We start from the raw sequence: 23199 nt of genomic DNA on the forward strand, positions 1-23199 counted from the left end.
CGATCCGAGGCGAACGCCCCGTGGGCCCGAGCGGACGATGCCACCTTTCCCGCCGTGTGGCCAGAAGACACATGGACACACATCCTCCCACGTCGCTCGGGCACGGGCGAACGGCGATTCGGGCGAACGGCCGGCGAACGTCCAGCGAAGGCCCCGTAGCCGCGCTGCGGCAAAGCACTTCGTGTGCGGAAGCCTGCGGCCAAGCCGAGAGCCGGGTGCTACGCCATAGTGAGGCGCGATCTTTTCGGTTCGTGTCTTTCGGCTCTCCTCTCGATCGAAGACCTCAACGTCGGAGTGGCATGCAGACGGTCCCGTCCAGCCTGCGGTTCGAGCTCTCGGCTCCCCACACGAGCGGCCGTAAGGATCGGTCGAAGGCGCTGGCGTCCGTGTCCGCGCTCGCGGCCTTTGGCGTGGGGCTCGCGTTCACCCGCGTCGTGTGGCTGGAGCTCGCCAGCGCGGCGCTCTTCGTGGTCGCGTTCGTGCTCGTCGGGCGTGCGCTGCGCCGGCCACCGGCGCGAGGCCACCTTGAGCTGCGCGGCGAGCGGCTCGTGCGGGTCCTCGACGGTCGAGAGGTCACTCTCCTCGCCACGACCGAGCCCTTCGGCGTCACGGTGCTCGCCAACCGCAGGCGTACGCGGGTGCTGCTCGCGTTCACCACCCGCGAAGCCACGCGCTTCGTCCCCGTGTTCCTCGATGGCGCAGACGAAGCGTGCCGCGCCGAGCTCGTCGCCCTGGCGTCCACGGTCCCGGAGGGGGACGCGCTCGACGTCGACGGGAGCTCGGGTGGGCTCGACGCCGAGGACGCGCTCTCGCTCGTGAGGGCCCTCGAACGCACGTCCCCGGCGGCCCTCTCGTCCCTGTATTTGTCGACGTCCCGGGGCGATCCGCTCGTGCTCGAGGGCAGCGAAATCCAGCTCGGGGAGCGCTCTTTCGACCTCCGCTCCCCGCTCGATTGGCGCCCGTTCGTGTTCCACGAGTCGGCGGGGGCCGTGAGCACGCTCTACCAGGCCACGTGGATCAAGCAGCGGGGCCACGAGCTCGTGCTCGTCGCGCCCATGCCGCTCGACGTGATCCCGCGCAGCGCCAAGTCCCTCGGCGGGCGCTCTTCGGAGATTCGCATCCTCGCGCAGACGAGCGAGACCCCACCCCCGAGGGAGCTTCGCGTCGCGATCGATCGCATGTTCATGCTGCCGTTGCGCCGCGCGCTCGACATGGCGCCGGCGCCGAAGCGGGCCCCCACCGCCCCTCCGCACGGCCAAGGCAAGGCGGCCCGCAGCTCGACGTCCGATTCGTGATAGAGGCGGCCTCATGAGCCGCTTCGCCGTCACGACCCCCATCTACTACGTGAACGACGTGCCGCACCTCGGCACGGCCTACACCACGGTATGCGCCGACGCCCTCCGGCGCGTGCACGCGCTCATGGGCGACGAGACGTTCTTCCTCACCGGCACCGACGAGCACGGCCTCAAGATCGAGCGTCAGGCGGTGGCCATGGGCATGAGCCCTCAAGCCTTCGTCGACGGCACCAGCGCCGCGTTCCGCGCCGCCTGGCCGAAGCTCCTCGTCGAGCCGGATCATTTCGTTCGCACGACCGACGCGTCCCACAAGGCCTTCGTCGCGGAGCTCTGGAAGAAGATCGAGGCGCGCGGCGACCTCTACGAAGGTCAGTACGAGGACTGGTACTGCGTCGGGTGCGAGTCCTTCAAGACCGAGAAGGAGCTCGAGCAACCCGGGAACCTCTGCCCGCTCCACAAGAAGCCCGTCGAGCGCGTGAAGGAGAGCACGTTCTTCTTCCGGCTCTCGAAGTTCCAAGATCGCCTGCTCGCCCTCTACGAGTCGCACCCCGACTTCATCCGCCCTCGGGAGCGCAAGAACGAGGTCGTCGCCTTCGTCAAAGAGGGGCTCCGCGATCTCTCGGTCTCGCGCACGAGCTTCACGTGGGGCATCCCGGTGCCCGGACACGACGGCCACGTGATGTACGTCTGGTTCGACGCCCTCACGAACTACATGAGCGCGCTCGCGTCGAAGGGCGTGCTCGACACGTTCTGGCCGAAGGCAGGCCGCGACGCGCGGGTCGTGCACCTCGTCGGGAAGGACATCCTACGTTTCCACACCGTGTATTGGCCCGCGTTCCTGATGGCGGCGGGCTACGGCGAGGACGAGCTGCCGAGCACCGTGTTCGCGCACGGGTTCTTGACGGTCGACGGCCAGAAGATGTCGAAGAGCCTCCGCAACGCGGTCGATCCGCTGCGCCTCGCCGAGAGGCTCGGGCCCGACGTGATCCGGTACCAGCTCCTCCGCGGCGTCGCGTTCGGGCAGGACGGCGACTTCGACCACGCGGCGATGATCGAGCGCTACAACGCCGACCTCGGGAAGAACCTCGGCAACCTGCTCCAGCGAACGCTCGGCCTCGTCGCGAAGCTGCCCACGGGGAAGCGCCCCACCTACGGGACACCCACGGAGCTCGAGCTCGAGCTCGTGCGTGACGTCGAGGCGAAGCTCGCCGAGGCCCGCACCGCATGGGAAAACCTCGAGATCAACCGCGCCATCGAGCTCACGTGGGAGGTGTCGTCGCGCGCGAACCAGTACGTCGATCGCGCGGCTCCCTGGGTGCTCGTCAAGCAGCCCGACACGGCGCGCGCCGAGACCGTGCTCGCGGCGTTGCTCGAGGTGCTCCGGCTCATGGGCCAAGCGATTTGGCCCGTGATGCCCGAGAAGAGCGCGGCCCTGCTCGCCCAGCTCGGCCTCCCGAAGCTCGCCCCAGGGCCCGGGCTCGATCTCTTCCCGAAGACCTTCGCCCCGGTCCCCGGCGGCACCGATCTCCCACCTGCGACACCGCTCTTCCCCACCTACGACAAAGACCAGACCAAGGCGCTCCTCGACGAGCTCGTCCCCAAGATGGAATCCCAAGAAAAAGCCCCCGAAGCCCCCGCCCCCGGAAAGCCCGCCGACGCCCCGAGCGAAGAGGCCAAGGCCGCACCGATCACCTACGCCGACTTCGAGAAGGTCGACCTGCGCGTCGGCCTCGTGACGGCGTGCGAGAAGGTGCCCAAGAAGGACAAGCTGCTCAAGCTCACGGTCGACCTCGGCGAAGAGGCCCCTAGGACGATCATCGCCGGCCTCGCGCTCACGTTCGCCCCCGAGGCGCTCACGGGCCGCCGCGTCGTCGTCGTCGCGAACCTCGCCCCGCGTGACTTCGGCAAGGGCCTCGTGTCGCACGGCATGGTGCTCGCGACGGGCCCCTCCGAGAAGCTCTCGCTCGCCACCGCGCCCGACGACGTGGCCCCCGGCGCGCGCCTCAAGTGAGCCGGACGTGCCCGTGGCGATCGGCGTCGCGGGCACGCCATAGGCGCCTCTTCAGTAGGTGAACCCTACACCGATGCGGAAGAAGAAGCCGCTCACGGAGAGCGAGCCCGTCGACGCGCCCAGCTCTTTCCCGAGGACGTCGTCGCGCGAGTCGGGCGTGAGCGAGGGTGTCGCGCGTGTGGTGAGGCCGTAACCGACCTCGGGCGTCGCCCAGAACCTCACGCCTTTGCGGTCCGCCGGGCCATGCCCACCGAGAAGAAACGACGCCCCGGCGCTCCCGTCGACCGAGAACATCGCGTTCACGTCGGACAGGTGGGAAGGCGCGCTCGGGTCCTCCACGTGCACGTCGAGGATGGCCGCGCCCGGGGCCACACGCGCGAAGCCGTAGAGCCACGACGTGAGGTGATACCGGCCCTCGACGGGCACCGAGAGCCTGTGGAGGGCAAGGCCCGACGCGGGGCCTCGGGCGGTCGTGCGCTTCATGCCGACGTCCCACCCGAGCCCGAGCGCGAGCGCGAGCTTCCCCGAGGTGGCGAGCGTTCGAGAGACCTCGAGGCTCGCTTGGCCGATAGCGTCGCCCTCGGAGAAGGGGTCGAGGCCCGCGCTCGGCGCGTACATGACACGAATGCCGAGGCCGAACCGTATGTAACTATTCGGTTTTCCTCGCGGGTACGAGGGGGCGGTCTCGGCGGCCACGGGCGCCGGGGGTGCCGGCGTCGATCGAGGTGCGACCATCGGAGCGGCAGGTGGTGCTGCCGCGACGTCGATCGTCTCGCGCGGGCCGGCGAGCGTCGGCGCGGGGGTGGCGCTCGGCGCGGGAGCCGGAGGGCCCGGGATCGGCTCGGGCTTCGGCAGCTCGGGAGGGGGGAGCTCGTCGGCGTACGCGAGCGCAGGTCCGGCGACGGCGACGAACATGGCCGCCGTGGCGGCGGTGAGACGACGAAGGAAGCTCACGGCAGACCCTCCAGCAAGAGGCCGAAGTACGTGCGCGACGCGATCGAGTCGACCGCGGTCGCGTCCATGACGGTGGCCGAGACGGTGCCGCGAACGTCGATGGCGACGACCGACGCGCCCCCCGCCGAGCTCGTGACGTCGAAGACGTCGTTCACCGAGCGATCGACGGGCAGAGAGACCGGGTGCAACGTCGGGAGCTCGACGCGCGAGATCACGCTGCCGCCTTGTGGGAACGCCCAGAGCCGCTGGCCGTCGGGCGCGATCGAGAGCTTGGGTCGCGTGATCGTCGTGAGCGGCGAGGCCGTCCGCGACGCGAGATCGAGCACGAAGAACCCCGTCCCGGAGGCGCTCTCGAGGACCTTCAGCTCCCCCCGCGGGGCCGGCACGTCGAGCACGGTGCTCACGCCGGTGCCGAGAGGCACGCTCTCGAGGCTTCGGTACGGCTGCCCGGCCGTCTTGCCGAGCGACCAGAACGCGACCCCTTGGGTGCTGGTGCTCGCAGCGCCGTAGAGGAGCGCCACGTCCGAGCTCCCGGTCGGCGCGCCGATGTCGCGTGTGACGAGCGCGATGCGCGAGTAGGCCTCGGGGAGATCGACCTTCTGCGTGAGGCCCGTCGCCGGCTCCACCAACACGGCCGACCGAATACCCGGCACGAGGGCCGCGAGCCTCGGACCGCCGTCGGTGCGGACGAACGCGATGTCTTGTGCGACGCCGCCCACGTCGGTGAGGTTCACGGTAGGGAAGAAGTCGTTCGGGGATCCTGGCGGAGCCGCGCCGAGCGTCAAGAGGACGAGGCTCGAGTCGTTCGCGGCTCGAATGGCGATGCGCGTGTCCTCGGCCGACGTGGGCTCGCCATCGTCGATAGCGATGCCCGCGGGGGAGAGCGGCTTCGCGTTCGCTCCCGAGCCGAGGCGAACGGTGATCTCGGGTCGCTCGGGCACGTCGTGGATGCGATCGAGATCGAGCAGGGTGACGTCCTGTTCGGTCTCGACGACGAGGAGGCGCCGAGGGCCACCGGGCAGGTTCACGACGGGCGAGAAGCTCACACGTCGAGGCTTGCCCCCGAAGCTTCGGATCGAACGCGGCACCACGGCCTCTTTCCCGGGGGGAGCTTCGAGATCTACGATGATGATCTCATTCGGATTTTCGACGAAGCTCGCGGGCGCCTTCCGGGCCCCCTGCGCCGCCGCGAAGATCGCGAGGTAGCGGCCCTCCGGATCTGCCACGAGCCCACCGTGCGCCGACGAGAGCTCGAGCCGTCGGGTGCCGTCACGCGCGATCACCGTGAGGCTCGGGCGTTCGTCCTCGGCGTCGCGGCGAGGCACGTCGCCGTACGAGAGCACGAAGAGCTTGTCACGAGCGCGCGAGGGGACGACGCTGGCGACGTTGGCGCCGACCGCGATGCGCGTGCGCTCGAGCTCCTGATCGCGACCGGGGCGGAGCGAGATCACGCTCTTCGCCGAGTCGTCGACCACGACGACCCGGTCCGTGAGACCGACGGCCTCGATGCCGGTGGGTACCGTGTCCCAGACCTCTTCGCGGTCGACGCACGCGCCGAGGACGGGCACGAGCGCGAGGGCGATGACCGAGCGAATCTTCATGGCTTGCTCCCATCGACCACGCGCGAGGCGAGCTCGAAGCCCGTGAGCGTGCGCGCGAGGCCCGTGTCGAGATCGAGGAACGTGATGCGCCCCTCGGGGTGTTGTTGGGCGACGAACCCTCGTTTCGCCGCAGGCACGATGCCGACGGCGATCGGGGGGCTCGCGAGGGCGAAGCGCTCGACCTGGAAGCTCGGGAGCTTCGCGAGGTACGCGCCGTAAATCTTCTGGGCGTCGCCCCGCTCGGACACGAGCGCCGTGTCGGCGGTCATGGCGACGTGGGCGGGTTTGGCCGTCATGGCCACGATCTTGGCGGGGAGATCGGTCGCGAGCGGGACGAGCGAGAAGGCCCCGTCTTGCGTCTTGATGTCGTGGAGGATCGTGGCGTGTTTCGCGTCCGGCGACGCGAACGCCGCGAGGACCGGCGAGTACAGGCGCACGACGCGGTAGGTCGGGTCCGGCGTGGCCGAGAGGCTCATGACGGTCACCCGCTCGGTCTGGCTCGCGTTCGTGTAGAGCATGGCCGTGTTGCCGTCGGCCGAGAGCACCACGGAGCCGATGGTCTCGCCCGTGACCGTGACCGACTTCACCTGCGTGGGCTGCGTGAGCACCTGAGGGATCGGGAGGATCGAGACGGTCGACGTCGAGCGCACCACGGCGACCGCGCGATCGCCGGCCTCGGTGAGATCGAGGTCGGTCACGGGCCCGTTCAACGTGACCTCGACACGTTGCCCCGTCTCGAGGCTCACGGCGGTGACGGCGTTCGAGCCGTCTCGGCGCACGAGCGCGAGCTTGCCGTCGGGGGTCACGGCGACGTCACGCGTGCCGGGATCTTCGGTGGGCGTCGCGCTGATGGCGACGTTCTTGACGAGCCGCGGAGGGCTCGTGGAGAGGTCGACGATCGCCACGCCGTCTTGGGTCACCGCGTGCGCGAGCGGCGCCGACTTCGAGAACCCGACGAGCACCGGCCGGTACCCGACCGCGAGCACCGTGGGCGGCGTCGCCCCCGTGAGATCGATGACCGTGAGATCTTGGAAGCCCTGGGTCTTCGGCGCGGCCGGGCTCTTCTTCGCGTCGGCCCAGGCGATCGCGTAGCGGCCGTCGGCCGAAAAAGCCCATGAATTCGCGCCATTGGCGACCTTCACGGTCTTCACGTCGATGCCCGTGGGCGAGGCGCGGAGCACCGTGGCGTCGCGCGAGAGGACGTTCAACACCACGGTCGTGTCGACCTGCGCGCCCGGCACCGCGGCGAGGTACGTGGGGCCGTTGCCGGCCTCGACCGTCTTCACCGCGAGCGAACGAACGTCGATGTACGCGACGCGGCCGCTCTTCGGGTTCGTGACCCAGACGTAGCTGCCGGTCGCGACGGGCGCCTCGAACGAGCTCTCGACCTCTCGCTCGGGTGGTGGAGGGGACGCGGCGTCCCCGAAGAACCCGCCGGCGTCGGAGGCGGCGCCGGGGCTCTTGGGGGACGCCGGGGCGCCGTCCGAGGACTCGGAGCTCGTGGCTTCGGCGCCGCACGCCACGGCCGATAGGACGATGATGATGGCGGGGAATTTCCCGCGTCGAGCCATGCGAAGCACGCGACCTCCATCCACCCGCGAGGGGCTCTCGCTCGGGCGGAAGCGCTTCAGCAACGCACGTGCCACGCTCACGAGCGCTCGCTGCGCACGCGTTTTCGCGGAGCATCGGGCTTCGCGCGCGGCCCCGCCCATGACAGCGAGGTCGCGCGGTCGGAGGCCCGAAAGGCGATCCGCGCCCGACGAGCGTGGCCTACACGAGGCGCGCGCGGGGCCTTACTCGACGCGCCCGACGACGAGCGGGCGCGCCGTGGGAGCCGCGTCTCCGACGGAAAACGCGCCGCGAACACGCTCGACGAGCGCGCCTTCGGCCTGCCCTTCGCGGAGGTGGAGCGTCGCCAAGGGCTCCCCTTCGGCGACCTGCTCGCCCGGCTTCTTCGCGAGTGTGATCCCCACGCCCGGGTCGACGGCCTGATCGGCGCGGGTACGCCCCGCCCCCATGGCGACCCCTGCGAGCCCCACCGCGAGCGCGTCGATGTCCGTGACGAAGCCCGCTCGAGGCGAGAGGACCTGCACCTTCTGCGGCGCGAGCGCAAGGAGCGACGGGGTCGCGACCACCCGCGCGTCTCCCCCTTGGGCCTCCACCATACGCTCCATCGTGCGCACGGCGTCGCCGCTCGCGATGGCACGATCGAGCTTGTCGTCGGCCTCCGAAGCGCTCTTCGCGACCCCACCGAGGAGGAGCATCTCGCGGGCGAGCACGCGTGTACACTGCACGAGATCGTCGGGCCCCTTGCCATGGAGAACCATGAGCGCCTCGGCCGTCTCGTTGGCGTTGCCGACCTCGAGCCCGAGCGGCGCGTCCATGCGCGTGAGCACGGCCACGACCTTCTTCTTCGCGCCCGTGCCGACCCTCACGAGGGCCTCGGCGAGGGCGCGGGCTCGTGCCTCGTCTTTCATGAAGGCGCCCTTCCCCACCTTCACGTCGAGCACGAGCCCGTCGATGCCCTCGGCGAGCTTCTTCGAGAGGATCGACGCCACGATGAGCGGGATGCACTCGACCGTCGCGGTGACGTCGCGGAGGGCGTAGATGCGCTTGTCGGCCGGCGCGATGTCCTTCGTCTGGCCGATCATGCACGTGCCCACCGAGGCCACGATTCGCTGGAAATCCTCGGTCGGAATGTCGGTCCGGAACCCGGGGATGGCCTCGAGCTTGTCGAGCGTCCCGCCGGTGTGACCGAGCCCGCGGCCGCTCACCATGGGCACGGGGACACCACACGCCGCGACGAGCGGCGCGAGGCAGATCGAGACCTTGTCGCCGACGCCGCCCGTCGAGTGTTTGTCGACCTTCACGCCGGGGACGTGGCCGAGGTCGAGCACCTTGCCGGAGTGGAGCATCGCGAACGTGAGGGCCACGCACTCCTCGTCGGAGAGGCCGCGCAGGTACGACGCCATGAGGAACGCCGAGAGCTGGTAGTCGGCGACCCCGCCGTCGACGAAGTCGCGGATGAGCCTTCGAATCTCGTCTCCCGAGAGGGCGAGACCGTCACGTTTTGCGGCAATAAGCTCGACGATGGTTCGTTCCATGGAGGCCCGAAGATACGGCGGAGCCCCAGCCGAGAACACTCTTTTTGCGCGAACGGGCACGCGTTCGGCCTTCATCCGCTCGCGTTTTCCCCCTACCCTCGCAGGCCATGACTCGCTCCTCGCGCGCCGCGCTCGCTCCCCTCTTCGCCGTAGCCCTCGCCCTCGTCGCCTGCGACAAAAAGGAGGACGCGACCCCGCCGGTCCCGCAGCCCTCGGCGACCCCGTCCGCGTCGGCGGCGGCCACGGCGAGCGCGGCTCCGTCGGTCACCGCCTCGGCGAGCGCGGCCCCGAGCGCCGAGCCGTCCGCGAGCGCGGCTGCGAGCGCCGCCCCATCGGCTTCCGCTTCCGCCTCGGCGAAGGCCGCTCCGTCGGGCAGCGCGGCCCCGGCCAAGCTCGCGTGCGGAACGAAGCCCCTCCCCGACTGCCCACTCCAAGGGTGGATGAAGGCGAACGCGAACCCGGCGGTCTCCTCGGGCGACGCCACCAAGCTCGCGGAATCTCTCGAGAAAATGGCCAAGATGGGCCCGCCGGGGTACTCGAACTGGGCCTCCATCTCGAACGACGGCGCCAAGGCCGCGCGCGCCGGCAACTTCGACGCGGGCAAGGCCTCGTGCCGCACGTGCCACGACCAGTACAAGGCCAAGTACCGGGCCGAGCACCGCGACCGCAAGATCTGAGACTTGGCCCTCACGTTGCGGCTCCCGAAGGGCCGGGCCACGAAGCCCGGCCGCACGCGGGGCAAATTCACCCAGTTTCGCCGGCTCGACGCGCTCCGAACGCTCCTCGAGGAGCACCCGGTCGGGCTCACGTTGGCCGAGCTCGCCACGACCCTCCGCGTCTCGCAGCGGTCGGCGCGGCGCTACATCCACGAGATGCAGGAGGCCCTGCAGCTCGAGTGGGTCGAGCCCGTCCCCGGCGGCGCGAAGGTGTGGCGGGTCAAGCCGGGGGAGCGTGGGCGCGCCGTGGTGCTCCGCCGCGGTCAGGCCCAGGCCCTCCTCGCGACGAGGCGCGTGTTCGAGGCCGTGCGAGGGTCGGCGTTCTTCGACGAGGTGGACGTCGCGTTCACGGAGCTCCAGAAGCTCGTGCAGCGCCCGAGCGGCCGCACGGGCAAGGGGCAAGAGCTCATGCCCGACACGACCCTCGGCGATCGCGCGACGTTCCTCGCTTCGCCGAACCGTGTCCCGTCCGCCCGCACGGAAGAGGTCGACGTGGTGCTCCAGGCGTTCTCCCAGGGCCGCGCGATCACCTTCTCGTCGAAGGGGCAAGGCGGGGCGAAGGGCTCCAGGGCCCTATTTTTCCCCTATGGCGTGGTCTTCCACCAGGGCTCCTTGGTGCTCGTGGGCTGGCTCGATCACGAGCGGAGGCTCACCGTGGTGCGGCTCGAAGAGACCCACGGCATCGAGGCCACCGACACGGGGTTCCGCGTCCCCGAGGGCTTCGAGCTCGCCGACTACCTCCACGGAGAGCTCGGAGTCGCCCTCCCCGACAAGACCCGCATCCTCGTCGAGTTCGACGCGAGGGTCGCCGATCAGGTCCGCGCCAGAAAAGTGCATCCTGCACAGAGGATCGCGCAGGCCCCGGATGGTCGTGTCCGCGTCTCCGCGCCCATCGGCGACCGTGCCCTCGCGCGGGCCTGGGTGCTCGGCTTCGGAGACGCCGCCAAGGTCATCGAGCCGAAGGACCTCGCCGACGAGATCCGCGACGTGCTCGTGCGCGCCGCCGCCCGGTACTGAGCCGGAGACCGGAGCGCCCCTTCGAAACGGCGCGAGGCCACCCTTCACGGGCAGCCTCGTCGTCGAGCCTCGGTGTCGGCCTTCGGGTCAGTTGCCGCAGGTGCCGGCGCGGCAGCGCTGCGAGCCGGGGCAGTGGTAGTCGGCGCGGCAGCCGGGCACGCACTGGTTGGCCGAGCAGATCTTGCCGGAGCCGTTCGCGCCGGGGTTGCACTGGCCGTGCGAGGTGCACTGCTTGGTCGGCTGCGTCACCTGCTGCGAGCCGCACGCGGGGACCTGGCCTTCGAGCTGGGCTTTGTCGTCGTCGCCCGAGGGGTTCACTCGCGTGCAGGTCTTCCCGGTGGCGCACTGGTGGCCGAGGGTGATGTTGCCGCCCTTGCACTGGTAACCGCTGAAGTCCTTGAGGTCCGAGCAGTACCAGCCGTCGGTCTTGCCCACGCACGAGTCGCGCTGGTCGACCATGCCGTCGTCGTTGCACTGGTCACCCTTCTTGGCGCCGGGAGCGCGGAGGGCATAGGCGGCGCGGGTCTTCTTGCCAGCCGCCGAGATGTTGCGCTCGTGCACCAGCGTGCCCTGGTTGTCGATGACGTAGCCCATGCCGGGCGAGCCGTCCTTCGAGCCGGCGTACATGTAGACGTGGTCCGGGTGGCCGGGCACACCCTTGCGGTCGCGCGAGATGATGACGTCGCCGGCCTGGAACTGCGCCGGGTCCTTGATGACCGTCCAGCCGCGCTTGAGGAGCGCGTCGCGGAAGCCCTCGGTGCCGGGCTCGATGGGCATGTCGGGGACCGCGCCCGACTGCTTGAGAGCGTACGAGAGGTACGTCGCGCAGCCGTTGCGGTCGGGGCTCGTCCTCGCCGAGGTCGCGCCGATCGCGCGGAGCTTGGCGCGGGCCGAGCGGCGCACGTTCATGAAGCCGTTCTGCGACTTGTAGTAGTTGAAGAGCTTCGCGTTCTTGCCACACGCCTCGTCGAGCTTCGCGGGGACGGCCTGGAACTCGGTGCTTCCCTCGGTCTGCTCGATGTCGGCGGGGAGGGCCGGGGCGAAGCGCTTCTCCCAGCGGAGCTCCTCGCACTGCGCGCCGCCACCCGCCAGGCGGCACTCCTTGATGATCGAGAGGTCGAACGGACCGTAGACGTAGCGGTCGTCGGCGCAGAGGCCGGTCGCGAGGTCGATGTCGGTGCCCGCCGGGCAGAACTCTTCGCCGCGAGCGCGACGCGCGAGGTCGATTTCCCACTTGCTCGTGCCGCACTGAGCGCCGCCGCCGAGCTTCTGGCACTCGGCCACGAGGCCCGCGGGGAAGGGCCCCATCGCCTGGCCGCCCGTCATGCAGAAGCCCGAGATCTCGTCGAACGAGGCGCCGGCCGGGCACACCGCGAGGTCGGGCGTGACGAGGTGGAGGTACTCCTCGGTCTCGGGCTCGGTGCCCTCGTTCGCCGTCAGGGCCGGGTCGAGGTCGAGCACGGTGGGCGAGCCGTTGCCCGCAGCGCTACCGTTGCCGTTGCCCGTGGAGAGCAGACCCGGGTCGTCGGGAGCCGACGAGCAGGCCACGAGCGAGAGAGCCACCGCGACGAACAGGACGGGAGAGACGTTGAGGCGCATGTCCACCCCTACTGCAGTCGTCGTGCCACGCCGAGCGCGGCAAATTCATCAATGATTTCAACACACCTACAAGGTGCGCTTCGGCAAAAATCTTCGTCCTCGGCTCACGCCGAGAACCCCATGATCCACAGGATCACGAAGATCCTCGCGCCGCACCCGGGGAACGACGTCGTGCGTCACGCGGAGAAGCGCGGCGGCCGCGCCGACACGTCCGTCCGTCCGCTTGCGTGAGCCGGTTTCGCCGTGGCAGAAGGCTTCATGGACACCGAAGCCCGCGCTCCCCAGAAGCTTCCCGTCATCGGCACCGCCAAGGCACCGTCGATGCCTCCGCCCGCCAAGAAGCCTCCGGCCGACCCGAGCACCATGGCTCACCGGAACCTCCTGCAAGGCGAGTTCTGGCGAAGGATCCCGGCGTACGCCGACGTGACCGAGGAGCAGTTCCTCGACCACAACTGGCAGGCGAAGAGCTCCGTCACGCGCGTCGACAAGCTGCTCGCCGCGGTGAAAGGCCTCGTCGACGACACGTTCGTCCGCGACGCCGAGGAGGGCTTCCGCAAGGCGCCGATGAGCGTCCGCATCAGCCCGTACATGCTCTCGCTGATCGACTGGTCCGACCCGTACGCCGACCCGATCCGCACGCAGTTCCTCCCGCTCGGGACGCGCCTCTTCCACGACCACCCGAAGCTCGATCTCGACTCGCTCCACGAGCAAGCCGACGCGCCCGTCCCGGGCCTCACCCACAGGTACCCCGACAAGGCGCTCTTCCTCCCGCTCGACACCTGCCCCGTGTACTGCCGCTTCTGCACGCGGAGCTACGCCGTGGGCGTCGACACCGAAGAGGTCGAGAAGGTGAGTCTCAAAGCGAACGAGGAGCGCTGGAAACAAGCCTACGCGTACATCGAGTCCCGCCCCGAGCTCGAGGACATCGTCATCTCCGGAGGCGACGCCTACCAGCTCCGCGCCCAGCAGCTCGAGGACATCGGGATGACGCTGCTCGCGATGCCCAACGTTCGCCGCATGCGCTTCGCCACCAAGGGCCCGGCGGTCATGCCGCAGAAGATCCTGACCGACACGGCGTGGACCGACGCTCTCACCCGCGTCGTCGAGAAGGGGCGAAAGCTCCACAAAGAGGTCGTGCTCCACACGCACTTCAACCACCCGAACGAGATCACCGGCATCACCGAGGCTGCCATGAACACGCTCTTCGAGCGCGGCATCTTCGTGCGAAACCAGACGGTGCTCCAGCGCGGCGTGAACGACTCGCCCGAGACGATGACGCTCCTCGTGAAGCGCCTCGGCCACGTGAACGTCCACCCCTACTACGTGTACGTGCACGACCTCGTGAAGGGCGTCGAAGACCTCCGCACCTCGGTCGACACGGCCATCCACATCGAGAAGCACGTCCGCGGCTCGACCGCGGGCTTCAACACGCCCGTGTTCGTCGTCGACGCTCCCGGCGGCGGCGGCAAGCGCGACGCCCACTCGTACGAGCACTACGACCGCGAGACGGGCATCAGCGTGTACCAGGCGCCCAACGTGAAGCCCGGCCAGTTCTTCATGTACTTCGACCCGCTCCACCAGCTCTCGACGAGCGCGCAGCGCAGGTGGGCCGACCCGGCCGAACAAGAGGTGATGGTGCAGTCGGCCCTGCAGAAGGCCAAAGAGCGCCAGCGCTGAGGCGGGAGCTCCATCGCTATGTAGGCCCGTGTGCGCGAGACGCCCGCGGGCCTTTTTCTTCGTGCTAGACGCCCCTCCATGACGTCGGGGCTCACCGAGACCGCGGCACGAGCCGCCGGAAACGCCACGGGTACGGCGACCGAGGGGCTCGTGGTCACGCTGCTCGGGCAGCTCGTCGTGCTCCTCGTGGTGACACGCGTCGTCGTGTGGATCTCCCGCCGCTTCTTCGGACAGACGGACGCGGTCGGCGAGATGATCGCGGGCGTCGTGCTCGGCCCCAGCGTGCTCGGAGCCGTGGCGCCCGGCCTGATGGCTCGCCTCTTCGCGCCCTCCACGGGGCCGATCTTCGTCGGGGTGTCCCAGGTCGGGCTCGTGTTCCTGATGTTCCAGATCGGGCTCGAGTTCGAGCTCGCCCGCGAGCTCCGCAAGGACAAGGCGCGGGTCCTCGTGCTGAGCCTCGTCGGCATCGTGGCCCCGTTCGCGCTCGGCTACGTGTCGGCGGGGCTCTTCCACCCCCGAGCGACGTTCCCCGACGGATCGCTCCCGCCGAAGGTGCCGTTCGCGCTCTTCATGGGCACGGCGATGTCGATCACCGCGATCCCCGTGCTGGGTCGCATCTTCATGGAGCTCGGGCTCTCGAAGACTCGAACCGCCGCGCTCACGATCGGCGCGGCCGCCGTGAACGACGTGGTCGGCTGGATCGTCCTCGGAGTGGTGTCGACCCTCATCGGCTCGCGCTTCGAGCCCACCGCGTTCGCCGGGAGGCTCGCGCTCGTGATCGCCTACGGGGTCGTCGTGTTGGTCGTGCTGCGGCCCCTGCTCGTTCGGCGCGTGCGGGCGTCGATGGCCCGCGCGAAGGGCCTCGACGCGAGCCTCCTCTCGTGGATGTGCGTCCTCCTCTTCGGCTCGGCCATCGTCACGAGCAAGCTCGGTGTGTTCGCGATCATCGGCGGCTTCGTGCTCGGCATCGCGCTCCAGACCGAGCACGACTTCGCCACGGCGTGGAAGGCCCGGGTGATGCCCCTCGTGCAGGCCTTCTTCCTGCCGCTCTTCTTCGCGTACACGGGTCTCCGCACCGAGATCGGCGCGCTGTCCGGCGCCTCGGCGTGGCTCGAGTGCGGGCTCGTCTGCGTCGTCGGCTTCGCGGGCAAGTTCGGGGGCACCTACGTCGCCGCGCGCGCGCTCGGGGAGGACCACAAGACGTCGACGACGCTCGGGGTGTGCATGAATACACGGGGGCTGCTCGAGCTCGTCGTGCTGAACGTGGGGTACGACATGGGCGTCTTGCCGAAGCGGACCTTCACCATGCTCGTGATCATGGCGATCGTGAGCACCTTCGTGGCGACGCCCGCCATCCGGCGGCTCATGGCGACCTCTCGACCGCTGCCCGAAGGCGAGCCGAGGACCGGACGGTGAGATCGATTCGGGACGAGGCGCGTACGATGCCCCCATGCCCCTCCGTCGTGCTCGCCTCGCCGTCTCCGCGCTCGCGCTCGTCGTGCTCGCCCCCTCGCTCGCGTGCCGCTCGAAACAAGAGACCGCCCCTCCTGGAGATGCGGCGCCCGAACCGAGCCCGTCGGCGGCCGTGACGGACGGCGCGCGGAGGCCCCTCGGAGCGTTCTCGTCGGACGACGAAATCGTCAAATATTACAAGGACTACCAAGACGCTCAGGCGAAGAAGCGCGAGGCCCAGGCGCAAAAACGGCGCGACCGGCTCGCCAAGGCCGGCCCGGGGCAGAACGCGCCGAACGCCTCCCCTCCGTCGCCCGTCGCGGCGGCCGCGCCCGCCGCCGCCGAGGCCACCAAGACCGCCGACTCGAAGGCCGACAAGGCCGCCGACGGGATCACGAACAACCAGGTCGCCGGGGTCGACGAGGGCGGCATCGTGAAGGTTCACGGCGAGCACCTCGTCATCTTGCGACGAGGCCGGCTCTTCACCGTGCGGATCGACGACAAGCAGCTCCGCCCCGTCGCCGCGGTCGACGCGTTCGGGCCCGGCATCGACCCTCAGGGCACCTGGTACGACGAGATGCTCGTGTCGGGGAACACCCTCGTCGTCATCGGCTACAGCTACGCCCGCGGCGGCACGGAGGTCGGGGTGTTCGACCTCGACTCGGTAGGTGGCATCGCGTACCGCGCGACGTACCACCTCCGCGGAAACGACTACTACTCGGCCCGGAACTACGCGAGCCGGGTCGTCGGCGGAAAGCTTGTATTCTACACGCCGAGCTACCTCTCGCCCGCCACGGGGCCCGAGTTCTTCGCGCGCTTCCCGGCGGTGAGGAAGTGGCACGCGGGCGCGACGGCCGCCGAGTTCAAGCGCGTCGTGCCCGCAGCGAGCGTGTTCAAGCCGGCCTTCGATCTCGCGCCGCAGGCCCTCCACACCGTGACCACGTGCGATCTCACGAGCCCCGAGCTCACGTGCAAAGCCACGAGCATCCTCGGGCCCGCGGGGCGCGTCTTCTACGTGTCCGAAGCAGCCGTGTACGTGTGGATGACCGAGCACAGGTGGGACGACGAGGGCAGCCGCCAGACCTCGGCCGTCGTTCGCCTCCCCCTCGACGGGAGCGCTCCGGGAGCGGTCAAGGTGTCGGGCGGGCCCATCGATCAGTTCTCGTTCACCGAACAAGACGGCCACCTGTCGGTCTTCGTGCGCGCCGAGACCCAAGGCGACGGGATGTGGGGTGCGGGCGCGTCGGCCGGCGACGTCGGCGTCGTGCGGTTGCCGCTCGGGTTCTTCCGTGAAGGGTCGGTCGAGTCGACGGCGCGAAACTACACGCGCCTCGAGGGGCCAAAGGGCTACTCGCTCCAAAACCGCTTCGTCGGCAACGTGCTCCTCTACGGCAGCCAAAACTTCGGCTACCGCGGGTCTCCCCTGCCCGGCGAGCGCTCGGTGTTCGTGCACACGCTCGGTCAGAAATCAGCCACGGCCGTCGACGTCGGGCACTCGATCGACCGCCTCGAGGCGCTGGGCTCGAACGCGATCGTCGTCGGTCAGAAGGGCCAAGATCTGCTCTTCACGTCGCTCTCGCTCGGCGCGGCTCCGAAGGTCGCGAGCACCTACACGAGGACCGGAGCGTCCCAGGCCGAGCAGCGATCCCATGGCTTCTTCTACAAACCCGACTCGACCGACGCCGGGCTCCTCGGCCTGCCGATCCTCGGCACCCCGTCCCCTGGAGACGACCGGGGCGATCAAGGCTCGGCGAAGGTGCTCTTCCTGAAGAACCAGTCGCTCGATCTTTCCCCTGTGGGAGAGCTCGTGTCGTCCCGCGTGGGCCAAGCCAACGACGGGTGCCGCGCCTCGTGCGTCGACTGGTACGGCAACGCGAGGCCCATCTTCTTCCGGGGCCGCATCTTCGCCCTCATGGGCTACGAGATCGTCGAGGGTGCGCTCGACTCCGGGAAAATCAGGGAGATCGGCCGCACCACGTACGCGCCGAAGGCCATCCCCCCTCGCGCCGACTGAGCGCGCGCGCCTCGCGGAGTAACCGTCAGCCTCTCCGCGCGAGGCCCCTCAGGGGGCGGCGCCGGACTGCTCGATGAAGTCGACCAAGAGTCGGTTGAACTCGTCGGCGGCTTCCATGTTCACGAGGTGCCCGACGTCGTCGATCTCTTCGCGGCGGGCGCGAGGGAGGGCCTTGGCGTACGCCTCGGCCATGGCCTGGAAGCTCGGGATCTCGAGCTTTCCGGTGACCACGAGGGACGGCATCTCGAGCTCGGCGAGACGAGGGAACGGGTCGGGATCGGACCACCGGTTGGTCACGCGGCCGAGCCAGTGCGCGGCGCCGTAGTCGAGCACGATGTTGCGCACCTCTTCGAAGAGCTCGTCGTCGCGGCGCGCCGGCGCATAGAGAGGATCGTCGAGCCAGACGTCGAGCGCGGTGTGGAGGTCGCCCTCGTTGGCGAGGCTCACGCAGCGCCCCCAGGCCTCGATGCCCGTTCGACGGCCGAGCATGAGCGGGCCGGCGAGCGTGAGCGACGCGACTCTGCGGGGATTCACGAACGCGAAGTCGACGGCAACCGCCGCCCCGATCGAGTGCCCGACGACGTGAACCTTCAGGGCGCCGCACTTGTCGAGCGCGCGCTCGAGCTGCTCGGCCGGCGAAACCATGCCGCAGTCGCGTGCCTGAGGCCCGAACCCGGGCAAATCCGCAGTGATTACGCGGTAATGCGGGTGTAGCGCCTCGACCTGACGCCGCCACATGCGGTGGTCGAGCGAGAAGCCGTGAAGCAGCAACACCGCGGGCCGGCTGGCTTCGGGGGCGATGGAGCTCTGGTTCTCGGAGCTCATGGTGTGTCGCGGGGTTTCAGTGCCATTCTCGAACCGCTCGGGCAGAGAGAAAGCATAAACCAAGCCCACCCGAGAACGCACCTCGAAAAGGTGGGGGGGCCGCCGTTCGATGGAAATCGGGCATCCGCTCGTGCCCGATCGGGCACCGGACAGCGCATGTCCGGCCCTGAAGGTCCCCTCCCCGACGACGGATCACGACGAAGCGCGGTGACCGGTCGGCGAAAACCCAAACCGAATCAAGCAGTTCGCCGCTCTCCCTCCCGCGGCCACGGCCATCCAGAGAGCCTCTACTGGGCCGCCTCTTTCGAGGCGAGCACGAATACGAAACGCGCGGGCGCGGCGTCGAGGTGGAAGTGGTTCCAATGGTCGCCGTAGCCGGGGCCGAGCACCGTCCGAAAGAGCGTCTTGTCGGCGACGAGACGGAGCGCGAGGCGGTTCAGAAACCGCGCGTGAACCCGACCGACCTCGGTCTTCGAGAAGAAGTGCCACGACAGCGCCACGGTGAATCCCTTCTCGAGGGCGGCGGGGAGCCCCTTCGGGAGAGCCTCTCCAGGACCGAGCGGGGCGAACTCGAACTTGTCCACGTCAATCGCGTTTCCGAACGCGTGCTCACCGAACCGCCGCTGGCCGTTGAGCGTCTCGCAGAGCGTCCCCCCGAGGTGGTGGAGGCCGCGAGGGGGGCGACCGTAGACCTCGATCGCGACCTGACGAACGAGCGCGTCGAACGCGACGAGCTTATCGACGAACGCCGCGTGCACGAAGATGGGAGACGAGTAGAAGATCTGGGTCCCGAGGTAGCGCTTGGTCTCGAATTTCGGGCACTTCATGCGGCCCTCGGGGATCTCGCGTGGCACGGCGTCGAGGGCGTACGCCGCGCCCGTGGCCTGCGCGGGGACGACCGGGCCCGGGAGCTCGTCCGCGCGGGCCTCTCCACCGCAGCGGCTGACCGAAAGAACGACCCCGAGGGCCATCGAGCCGAGGACGCGACGCACGAGCCGCATGACTCGATAGTGTGCCGGCCTTCTCGCGCCCGCGCCACTCCTCGGTTGGGCCCCGAGCGCCTCGCCCTTGCCCACCTGAACGCCCGTCCGGCAAGGGCGCGTGGAAATGAGGCGGCGCGGCCGGGGCTTTGCTAAGCTCGCAGGGTTCGAGAGGTTCATCCCGATGGCCGTCATCAACGCCGGAGACGTGATCGCCGGCAAGTACCGCGTCGAGCGAGTGCTTGGTGAAGGAGGCATGGGCTTCGTCGTAGCGGCCACGCACCTCACCCTCGAGACGAAGGTCGCCATCAAGTTCATTCGGGAGGGCGTGCTCGGCACACGCGAGGCGAGCGTTCGATTCTTGCGGGAGGCGAAGGCCGCCGTTCAGCTCAAGAACCCGCACGTGGCCGCCGTGTACGACGTGGGCACGCTCGAGTCGGGCGAGCCGTTCATGGTGATGGAGTACCTCGAGGGGTGCGACCTGTCCGACCTCTTCAAGCAGCGGGGAGCGTTGCCGCCCTCCGAAGCCTGCGAGTACGTGGTGCAGGCCTGCGACGCGCTCGGCGAGGCGCACGCGCTCGGCATCGTGCACCGCGACGTGAAGCTCGGGAACCTGTTCCTCACGCGCGGGGCCGCCGGCGTCCCGCTCATCAAGGTGCTCGACTTCGGCCTCTCCAAGGCGAGCCCTTTCGGCGGCGGCGAGACGGGCGTCACCATGTCGGCCGCGGTGCTCGGGTCACCGCGCTTCATGTCCCCCGAGCAGCTCCAAGACCCGCGCACGGTCGACGGTCGCAGCGACATCTGGTCTCTGGGGATCATTCTCTACACGCTCATCGCGGGCCGCCCGGCCTTCGACGCCGACACCGTGGGCAAGCTCTTCGCGAAGGTCATGGGCGAGGAGCCCGCGCCGCTCCAGTCGCTCGTCCCCGGGATCGATCCGGGCCTCGTCGCGATCATCCAGCGTTGCCTCGTGAAGAAACCCGAGCAGCGCATCTCGAACGTCGCCGAGCTCGCGAACGCGCTCGCCCCTTTCTGCGTGAACCCGGGTCACGCGCACGCCACCGCCGCCAAGCTCGCCGCGGTGCTCGCCTCGTCGAAGGTGGCCGACGTGGCGGCCCTCGCGCCGGGCTCGGCACGCGCGTACACCAGCAACCCGCCGCAGTCGAACCGCAGCACGTCGATGGACCTCGGCGGTCCGTGGGCGGGCTCGACACCGGCCGCCGCCCCCGCCAAAGAGGGTCTCTCACGCGTCGGCCTGGGTGTCGCGGCGGCGATCGCCGTGGTGGGCGTCGCGATCGGTGCATTCTACATCAGTCGCTCGGGGGTGCCGACGGGCCGCGCCGAGGTCGTCGCCGCGTCGGGAGAGCCCACGCCCGTGCCTCCTCCCCAGGCCCCTCCGGCGAGCCCCACCATCATCGTCGTCGCCGGCAGCGCGCAGCCCGCAGCTCCCAAAGCCTCTCCGCCCGTTGCGCCGGCGCCCAAGCCCGAAGCCGCAGGCAAACCTCAGCCCGCGGCCGCGGCGCCCCCCCCCTCCGCAAAGCCCGCTGCGGCGGCGCCCAAGCCGAAGGGCCAGACCCCGTCCGACATCCCCGCCGTCCGCGACTGACTCCCTTCCTTCCCTGCCTTCTCCGCGCCCCATGCCCCTGCCCCCTCCTCGTTCGGTAAGGCCGCTGCGAGCCAAAGCCGCCTTCGCGGCGCTCGCGCTCGTCTCGATCTCGTCCGTCTCCTCGCTCTCCCTCGCGGCTCCGACCGCCGCCGACAAAAAAGCGGCCGACGCGCTCTTCAAGGAGGGACGCGAGCACGTCGACACGGGCGACTACGCCGTGGCGTGCGCGAAATTCCTTGCAAGCTACAAGCTCGATCCTCTGTCGAGCACGCTGCTGAACCTCGCCGATTGCCACCAGCGCGCAGGCCAGACGGCCACGGCCTACGACCGCTTCCAAGAGGCCGTAGCGCTCGCCAAGAAGCTCGGGCGCGCCGACCGTGAGAAGACCGCGCGTGACCGCCTCGAGGCCCTCGAGCCGAAGCTCACGAAGGTCGAGGTGCGCCTCGCCGAGCAAGACAAGTCGCAAGCCACGGTCACCCGAGACGGCGCCCCCCTCTCCCGCGAGGAGCTCGCGGGCCCCGTGCGCGTCGACCCAGGGCCGCACACGTTCTTCGTCACGGCGCCCGGAAAGAAGTCGTTCTCCACGACCGTGACCGCTACGGACGAGGGCAAGACCTACACCGTCGACGTGCCCGCCCTCGCGGCCGAAGGCGACGAGCCCGAGGCACCCCCGAAGGTCGGAGGAAAGGCCCCGTCGAAGGACACGACCTCGAACGAGAGCCCCGGCTCGGGGCGAAAGACCGTCGCGCTCATCGTGGGGGGTGCGGGGCTCGTCATCGCCGGTGTGGGCGGCTACTTCGGCATCCGCACGTTCTCGAAGTGGAGCGACTCGGAGTCGCGCTGCGACGCCTCCGGCTGCGACCGTGAGGGCATCGATCTCGCCAGCGACGCGAAGACGTCGGGCTTCATCTCCACCATCGGCCTCGCGGCCGGAGGTGCGATCTTCGCGACGGGTGTCATCCTGTACCTCACGGCCCCCGGCAAGACCGACAAACCCGCGAGGTCGACCTACCTCCTCCCGTCCGGTGGTCCCGGGAGCCTCGGGCTCGTCACTGGAGGCACGTTCTGATGATGCGCCCCGTCTTCGCCACGCTTCTCTTCGCCGCGGCCACCCTCGCCGCATGCAACCTCATCGTCGGCGTGCACGACGTGAAGCTCCGCAAGGACTCGGGCGCCCGCGACGGAGACATCGAACCCATTCCCCCCGAGGACGAAGAGGGCGGACCCGAGCCCGATCGCGTGACCCAGCTCGCGCTCGGCAAGTACCACTCGTGCATCAAGCGTCTGAACAACCAGGTCCGGTGCTGGGGCGACGACAGCTCCGGCCAGACCGGCACCGGAGGCCGCGCGAGCACCGCGAACGACGCCGGCCTCAAGGTCGTCACCACGGCGACCATGCTCGACAACGCGAACGCCGTGAGCCTCGCGTCGGGCGCTCAGCACTCCTGCTTCGTCCAGCCGGACGGCTCGGTGAGCTGCTTCGGAGCCAACGTGAGCGGGCAGCTCGGCACGGGCAGCTCCACCCCGCAGTCGAGCCCGAGCCCGGCGCGGAACGTGGCCGATGCGCTCGCGATCGCGGCGGGATCCTCGCACACCTGCGTACTTCGCCGTACCCGTCAGATGGCGTGCTGGGGCCTCAACGGCACGGGGCAGCTCGGCACGGGCAACTTCTCGAGCACCAACGTCCCGGTCGACGTGCTCGACATGACCGACGTGAAGTCCGTCGCGGCCGGGCAATCGCACACGTGCGCGGTCAAGCTCACGGGCGACGTGTTCTGCTGGGGCGAGAACTTCAACGGGCAGCTCGGGCTCGCTCCGGGCGGCCGAGAGGCGATCCCTCGTAAGTCCGCCGCGACGAACGCCATCGCGATCGCGGCCTCGAACGACTCGACGTGCGCCGTGCTCGGCACGGGCGGAGTGGTGTGCTGGGGCAAAGACGATCTCGGGCAGACGGGCCGAGGTGTCGCCGGGAGCGGCAAAGGTGGGACGCCGGTGCAGGTCGCGGGCGTCGAGGGCGCCGTCGCGATCTCCGGCGGGGCCGAGCACTTCTGCGCGCTCACGAGCCGAGGCAGCGTCCTCTGCTGGGGCGACAACCGCTTCGGTCAGCTCGGCCAGGGCTCACGCAGCGACGCGGGCGACGCGGGCATGCCGACCATCGGTCGACCGACCGCGATCACGGGGATCATCGGCACGGTCACGGCCGTCGGCGCCGGAGGCGACCACTCGTGCGCCGCGACGAGCGACGAGGCCGTGTACTGCTGGGGCGACAACGGTCGCTCGGAGCTCGGCGACGGAACGGACAAACGGATGTCGCCCGTCCCCGTGGCCGTCTCCGGAGTCCCCTAGCA

Annotated in this window: 17 protein-coding genes; 10 read left to right on the plus strand and 7 right to left on the minus strand. The window is 69.7% G+C overall.

Annotated features, from left to right (window positions below; genetic code table 11):
• Positions 1–299 precede the first annotated feature (299 nt).
• Positions 300–1295: a hypothetical protein gene (locus IPK71_33305; GenBank protein ID MBK8218635.1), complete on the plus strand. Its 996-nt coding sequence runs from the start codon at positions 300–302 to the stop codon at positions 1293–1295.
• A gap of 13 nt (positions 1296–1308) precedes the next feature.
• Complete coding sequence (gene metG / locus IPK71_33310; GenBank protein MBK8218636.1) at positions 1309–3306, plus strand: methionine--tRNA ligase; 1998 nt, start codon at positions 1309–1311, stop codon at positions 3304–3306.
• Between the two features lie 51 nt (positions 3307–3357).
• Here the strand turns inward: metG and IPK71_33315 are convergent, their stop codons facing one another.
• The 4 genes from IPK71_33315 to IPK71_33330 form a co-directional block, all read right to left on the minus strand.
• A complete protein-coding gene (locus IPK71_33315) occupies positions 3358–4260 on the minus strand; it encodes a hypothetical protein (protein MBK8218637.1) in 903 nt (300 codons plus the stop codon).
• Positions 4257–5861 carry a hypothetical protein gene (locus IPK71_33320; protein ID MBK8218638.1) on the minus strand — a complete coding sequence of 535 codons (1605 nt, stop codon included), beginning with the start codon at positions 5859–5861 and terminating at the stop codon, positions 4257–4259. Before IPK71_33320 ends, IPK71_33315 begins: the two co-directional genes overlap by 4 nt.
• Complete coding sequence (locus IPK71_33325) at positions 5858–7432, minus strand: hypothetical protein (protein ID MBK8218639.1); 1575 nt, start codon at positions 7430–7432, stop codon at positions 5858–5860. Before IPK71_33325 ends, IPK71_33320 begins: the two co-directional genes overlap by 4 nt.
• 222 nt (positions 7433–7654) lie before the next feature.
• On the minus strand, positions 7655–8965 hold the full coding sequence (locus tag IPK71_33330) for a thymidine phosphorylase (protein ID MBK8218640.1): 1311 nt from the start codon (positions 8963–8965) through the stop codon (positions 7655–7657).
• A gap of 107 nt (positions 8966–9072) precedes the next feature.
• Between IPK71_33330 and IPK71_33335 the strand changes: the two genes are divergently transcribed.
• The gene (locus IPK71_33335) at positions 9073–9642 is read left to right on the plus strand and encodes a hypothetical protein (protein MBK8218641.1); all 570 of its coding nucleotides are present in this window, start codon (positions 9073–9075) and stop codon (positions 9640–9642) included.
• A 3-nt stretch (positions 9643–9645) separates the two neighbouring features.
• Positions 9646–10698 (plus strand): WYL domain-containing protein, encoded by a 1053-nt coding sequence (locus IPK71_33340; GenBank protein ID MBK8218642.1) that lies wholly within the window; start codon positions 9646–9648, stop codon positions 10696–10698.
• 87 nt (positions 10699–10785) lie between these two features.
• On the opposite strand, the gene IPK71_33345 is transcribed toward IPK71_33340, so the two are convergent.
• Positions 10786–12297: a hypothetical protein gene (locus tag IPK71_33345; GenBank protein MBK8218643.1), complete on the minus strand. Its 1512-nt coding sequence runs from the start codon at positions 12295–12297 to the stop codon at positions 10786–10788.
• Between the two features lie 258 nt (positions 12298–12555).
• Between IPK71_33345 and IPK71_33350 the strand changes: the two genes are divergently transcribed.
• From IPK71_33350 to IPK71_33360, 3 genes are all read left to right on the plus strand, one after another.
• Positions 12556–13974, plus strand: a complete 1419-nt coding sequence (locus IPK71_33350; GenBank protein ID MBK8218644.1) for a KamA family radical SAM protein — start codon at positions 12556–12558, stop codon at positions 13972–13974.
• A gap of 78 nt (positions 13975–14052) precedes the next feature.
• Positions 14053–15390, plus strand: a complete 1338-nt coding sequence (locus IPK71_33355) for a cation:proton antiporter (protein ID MBK8218645.1) — start codon at positions 14053–14055, stop codon at positions 15388–15390.
• A 34-nt stretch (positions 15391–15424) separates the two neighbouring features.
• Positions 15425–17440, plus strand: a complete 2016-nt coding sequence (locus IPK71_33360) for a beta-propeller domain-containing protein (GenBank protein MBK8218646.1) — start codon at positions 15425–15427, stop codon at positions 17438–17440.
• A gap of 48 nt (positions 17441–17488) precedes the next feature.
• Here IPK71_33360 and IPK71_33365 read toward each other — a convergent pair whose 3' ends face one another.
• On the minus strand, positions 17489–18265 hold the full coding sequence (locus IPK71_33365) for an alpha/beta fold hydrolase (protein ID MBK8218647.1): 777 nt from the start codon (positions 18263–18265) through the stop codon (positions 17489–17491).
• A 287-nt stretch (positions 18266–18552) separates the two neighbouring features.
• Positions 18553–19266, minus strand: a complete 714-nt coding sequence (locus tag IPK71_33370; protein MBK8218648.1) for a hypothetical protein — start codon at positions 19264–19266, stop codon at positions 18553–18555.
• A gap of 163 nt (positions 19267–19429) precedes the next feature.
• Here IPK71_33370 and IPK71_33375 point away from each other — a divergent pair, with 163 nt between their 5' ends.
• Genes IPK71_33375 through IPK71_33385 form a run of 3 tightly spaced genes read left to right on the plus strand, consistent with a single transcriptional unit; the run spans position 19430 to position 23197 of the window.
• On the plus strand, positions 19430–20851 hold the full coding sequence (locus tag IPK71_33375; GenBank protein ID MBK8218649.1) for a serine/threonine protein kinase: 1422 nt from the start codon (positions 19430–19432) through the stop codon (positions 20849–20851).
• A gap of 31 nt (positions 20852–20882) precedes the next feature.
• Positions 20883–21920 carry a tetratricopeptide repeat protein gene (locus IPK71_33380; protein MBK8218650.1) on the plus strand — a complete coding sequence of 346 codons (1038 nt, stop codon included), beginning with the start codon at positions 20883–20885 and terminating at the stop codon, positions 21918–21920.
• Positions 21920–23197: a hypothetical protein gene (locus IPK71_33385; protein MBK8218651.1), complete on the plus strand. Its 1278-nt coding sequence runs from the start codon at positions 21920–21922 to the stop codon at positions 23195–23197. The genes IPK71_33380 and IPK71_33385 overlap by 1 nt, the downstream gene beginning before the upstream one ends.
• The last annotated feature ends 2 nt before the right edge of the window (positions 23198–23199 follow it).

Source organism: Myxococcales bacterium (genome assembly GCA_016712525.1).
GTDB lineage: Bacteria > Myxococcota_A > Polyangia > Polyangiales > Polyangiaceae > JAAFHV01.

What these genes read in the sequence shown, in the direction of transcription:
- IPK71_33305 (MBK8218635.1), top strand. Translation starts at nt 300, where the DNA reads ATGCAGACGGTCCCGTCCAGCCTGCGGTTCGAGCTCTCGGCTCCCCAC.
- metG (MBK8218636.1), top strand. Translation starts at nt 1,309, where the DNA reads ATGAGCCGCTTCGCCGTCACGACCCCCATCTACTACGTGAACGACGTG.
- IPK71_33320 (MBK8218638.1), bottom strand. Translation starts at nt 5,861, where the DNA reads ATGAAGATTCGCTCGGTCATCGCCCTCGCGCTCGTGCCCGTCCTCGGC.
- IPK71_33325 (MBK8218639.1), bottom strand. Translation starts at nt 7,432, where the DNA reads ATGGCTCGACGCGGGAAATTCCCCGCCATCATCATCGTCCTATCGGCC.
- IPK71_33330 (MBK8218640.1), bottom strand. Translation starts at nt 8,965, where the DNA reads ATGGAACGAACCATCGTCGAGCTTATTGCCGCAAAACGTGACGGTCTC.
- IPK71_33335 (MBK8218641.1), top strand. Translation starts at nt 9,073, where the DNA reads ATGACTCGCTCCTCGCGCGCCGCGCTCGCTCCCCTCTTCGCCGTAGCC.
- IPK71_33345 (MBK8218643.1), bottom strand. Translation starts at nt 12,297, where the DNA reads ATGCGCCTCAACGTCTCTCCCGTCCTGTTCGTCGCGGTGGCTCTCTCG.
- IPK71_33350 (MBK8218644.1), top strand. Translation starts at nt 12,556, where the DNA reads ATGGACACCGAAGCCCGCGCTCCCCAGAAGCTTCCCGTCATCGGCACC.
- IPK71_33355 (MBK8218645.1), top strand. Translation starts at nt 14,053, where the DNA reads ATGACGTCGGGGCTCACCGAGACCGCGGCACGAGCCGCCGGAAACGCC.
- IPK71_33360 (MBK8218646.1), top strand. Translation starts at nt 15,425, where the DNA reads ATGCCCCTCCGTCGTGCTCGCCTCGCCGTCTCCGCGCTCGCGCTCGTC.
- IPK71_33365 (MBK8218647.1), bottom strand. Translation starts at nt 18,265, where the DNA reads ATGAGCTCCGAGAACCAGAGCTCCATCGCCCCCGAAGCCAGCCGGCCC.
- IPK71_33370 (MBK8218648.1), bottom strand. Translation starts at nt 19,266, where the DNA reads ATGCGGCTCGTGCGTCGCGTCCTCGGCTCGATGGCCCTCGGGGTCGTT.
- IPK71_33375 (MBK8218649.1), top strand. Translation starts at nt 19,430, where the DNA reads ATGGCCGTCATCAACGCCGGAGACGTGATCGCCGGCAAGTACCGCGTC.
- IPK71_33380 (MBK8218650.1), top strand. Translation starts at nt 20,883, where the DNA reads ATGCCCCTGCCCCCTCCTCGTTCGGTAAGGCCGCTGCGAGCCAAAGCC.
- IPK71_33385 (MBK8218651.1), top strand. Translation starts at nt 21,920, where the DNA reads ATGATGCGCCCCGTCTTCGCCACGCTTCTCTTCGCCGCGGCCACCCTC.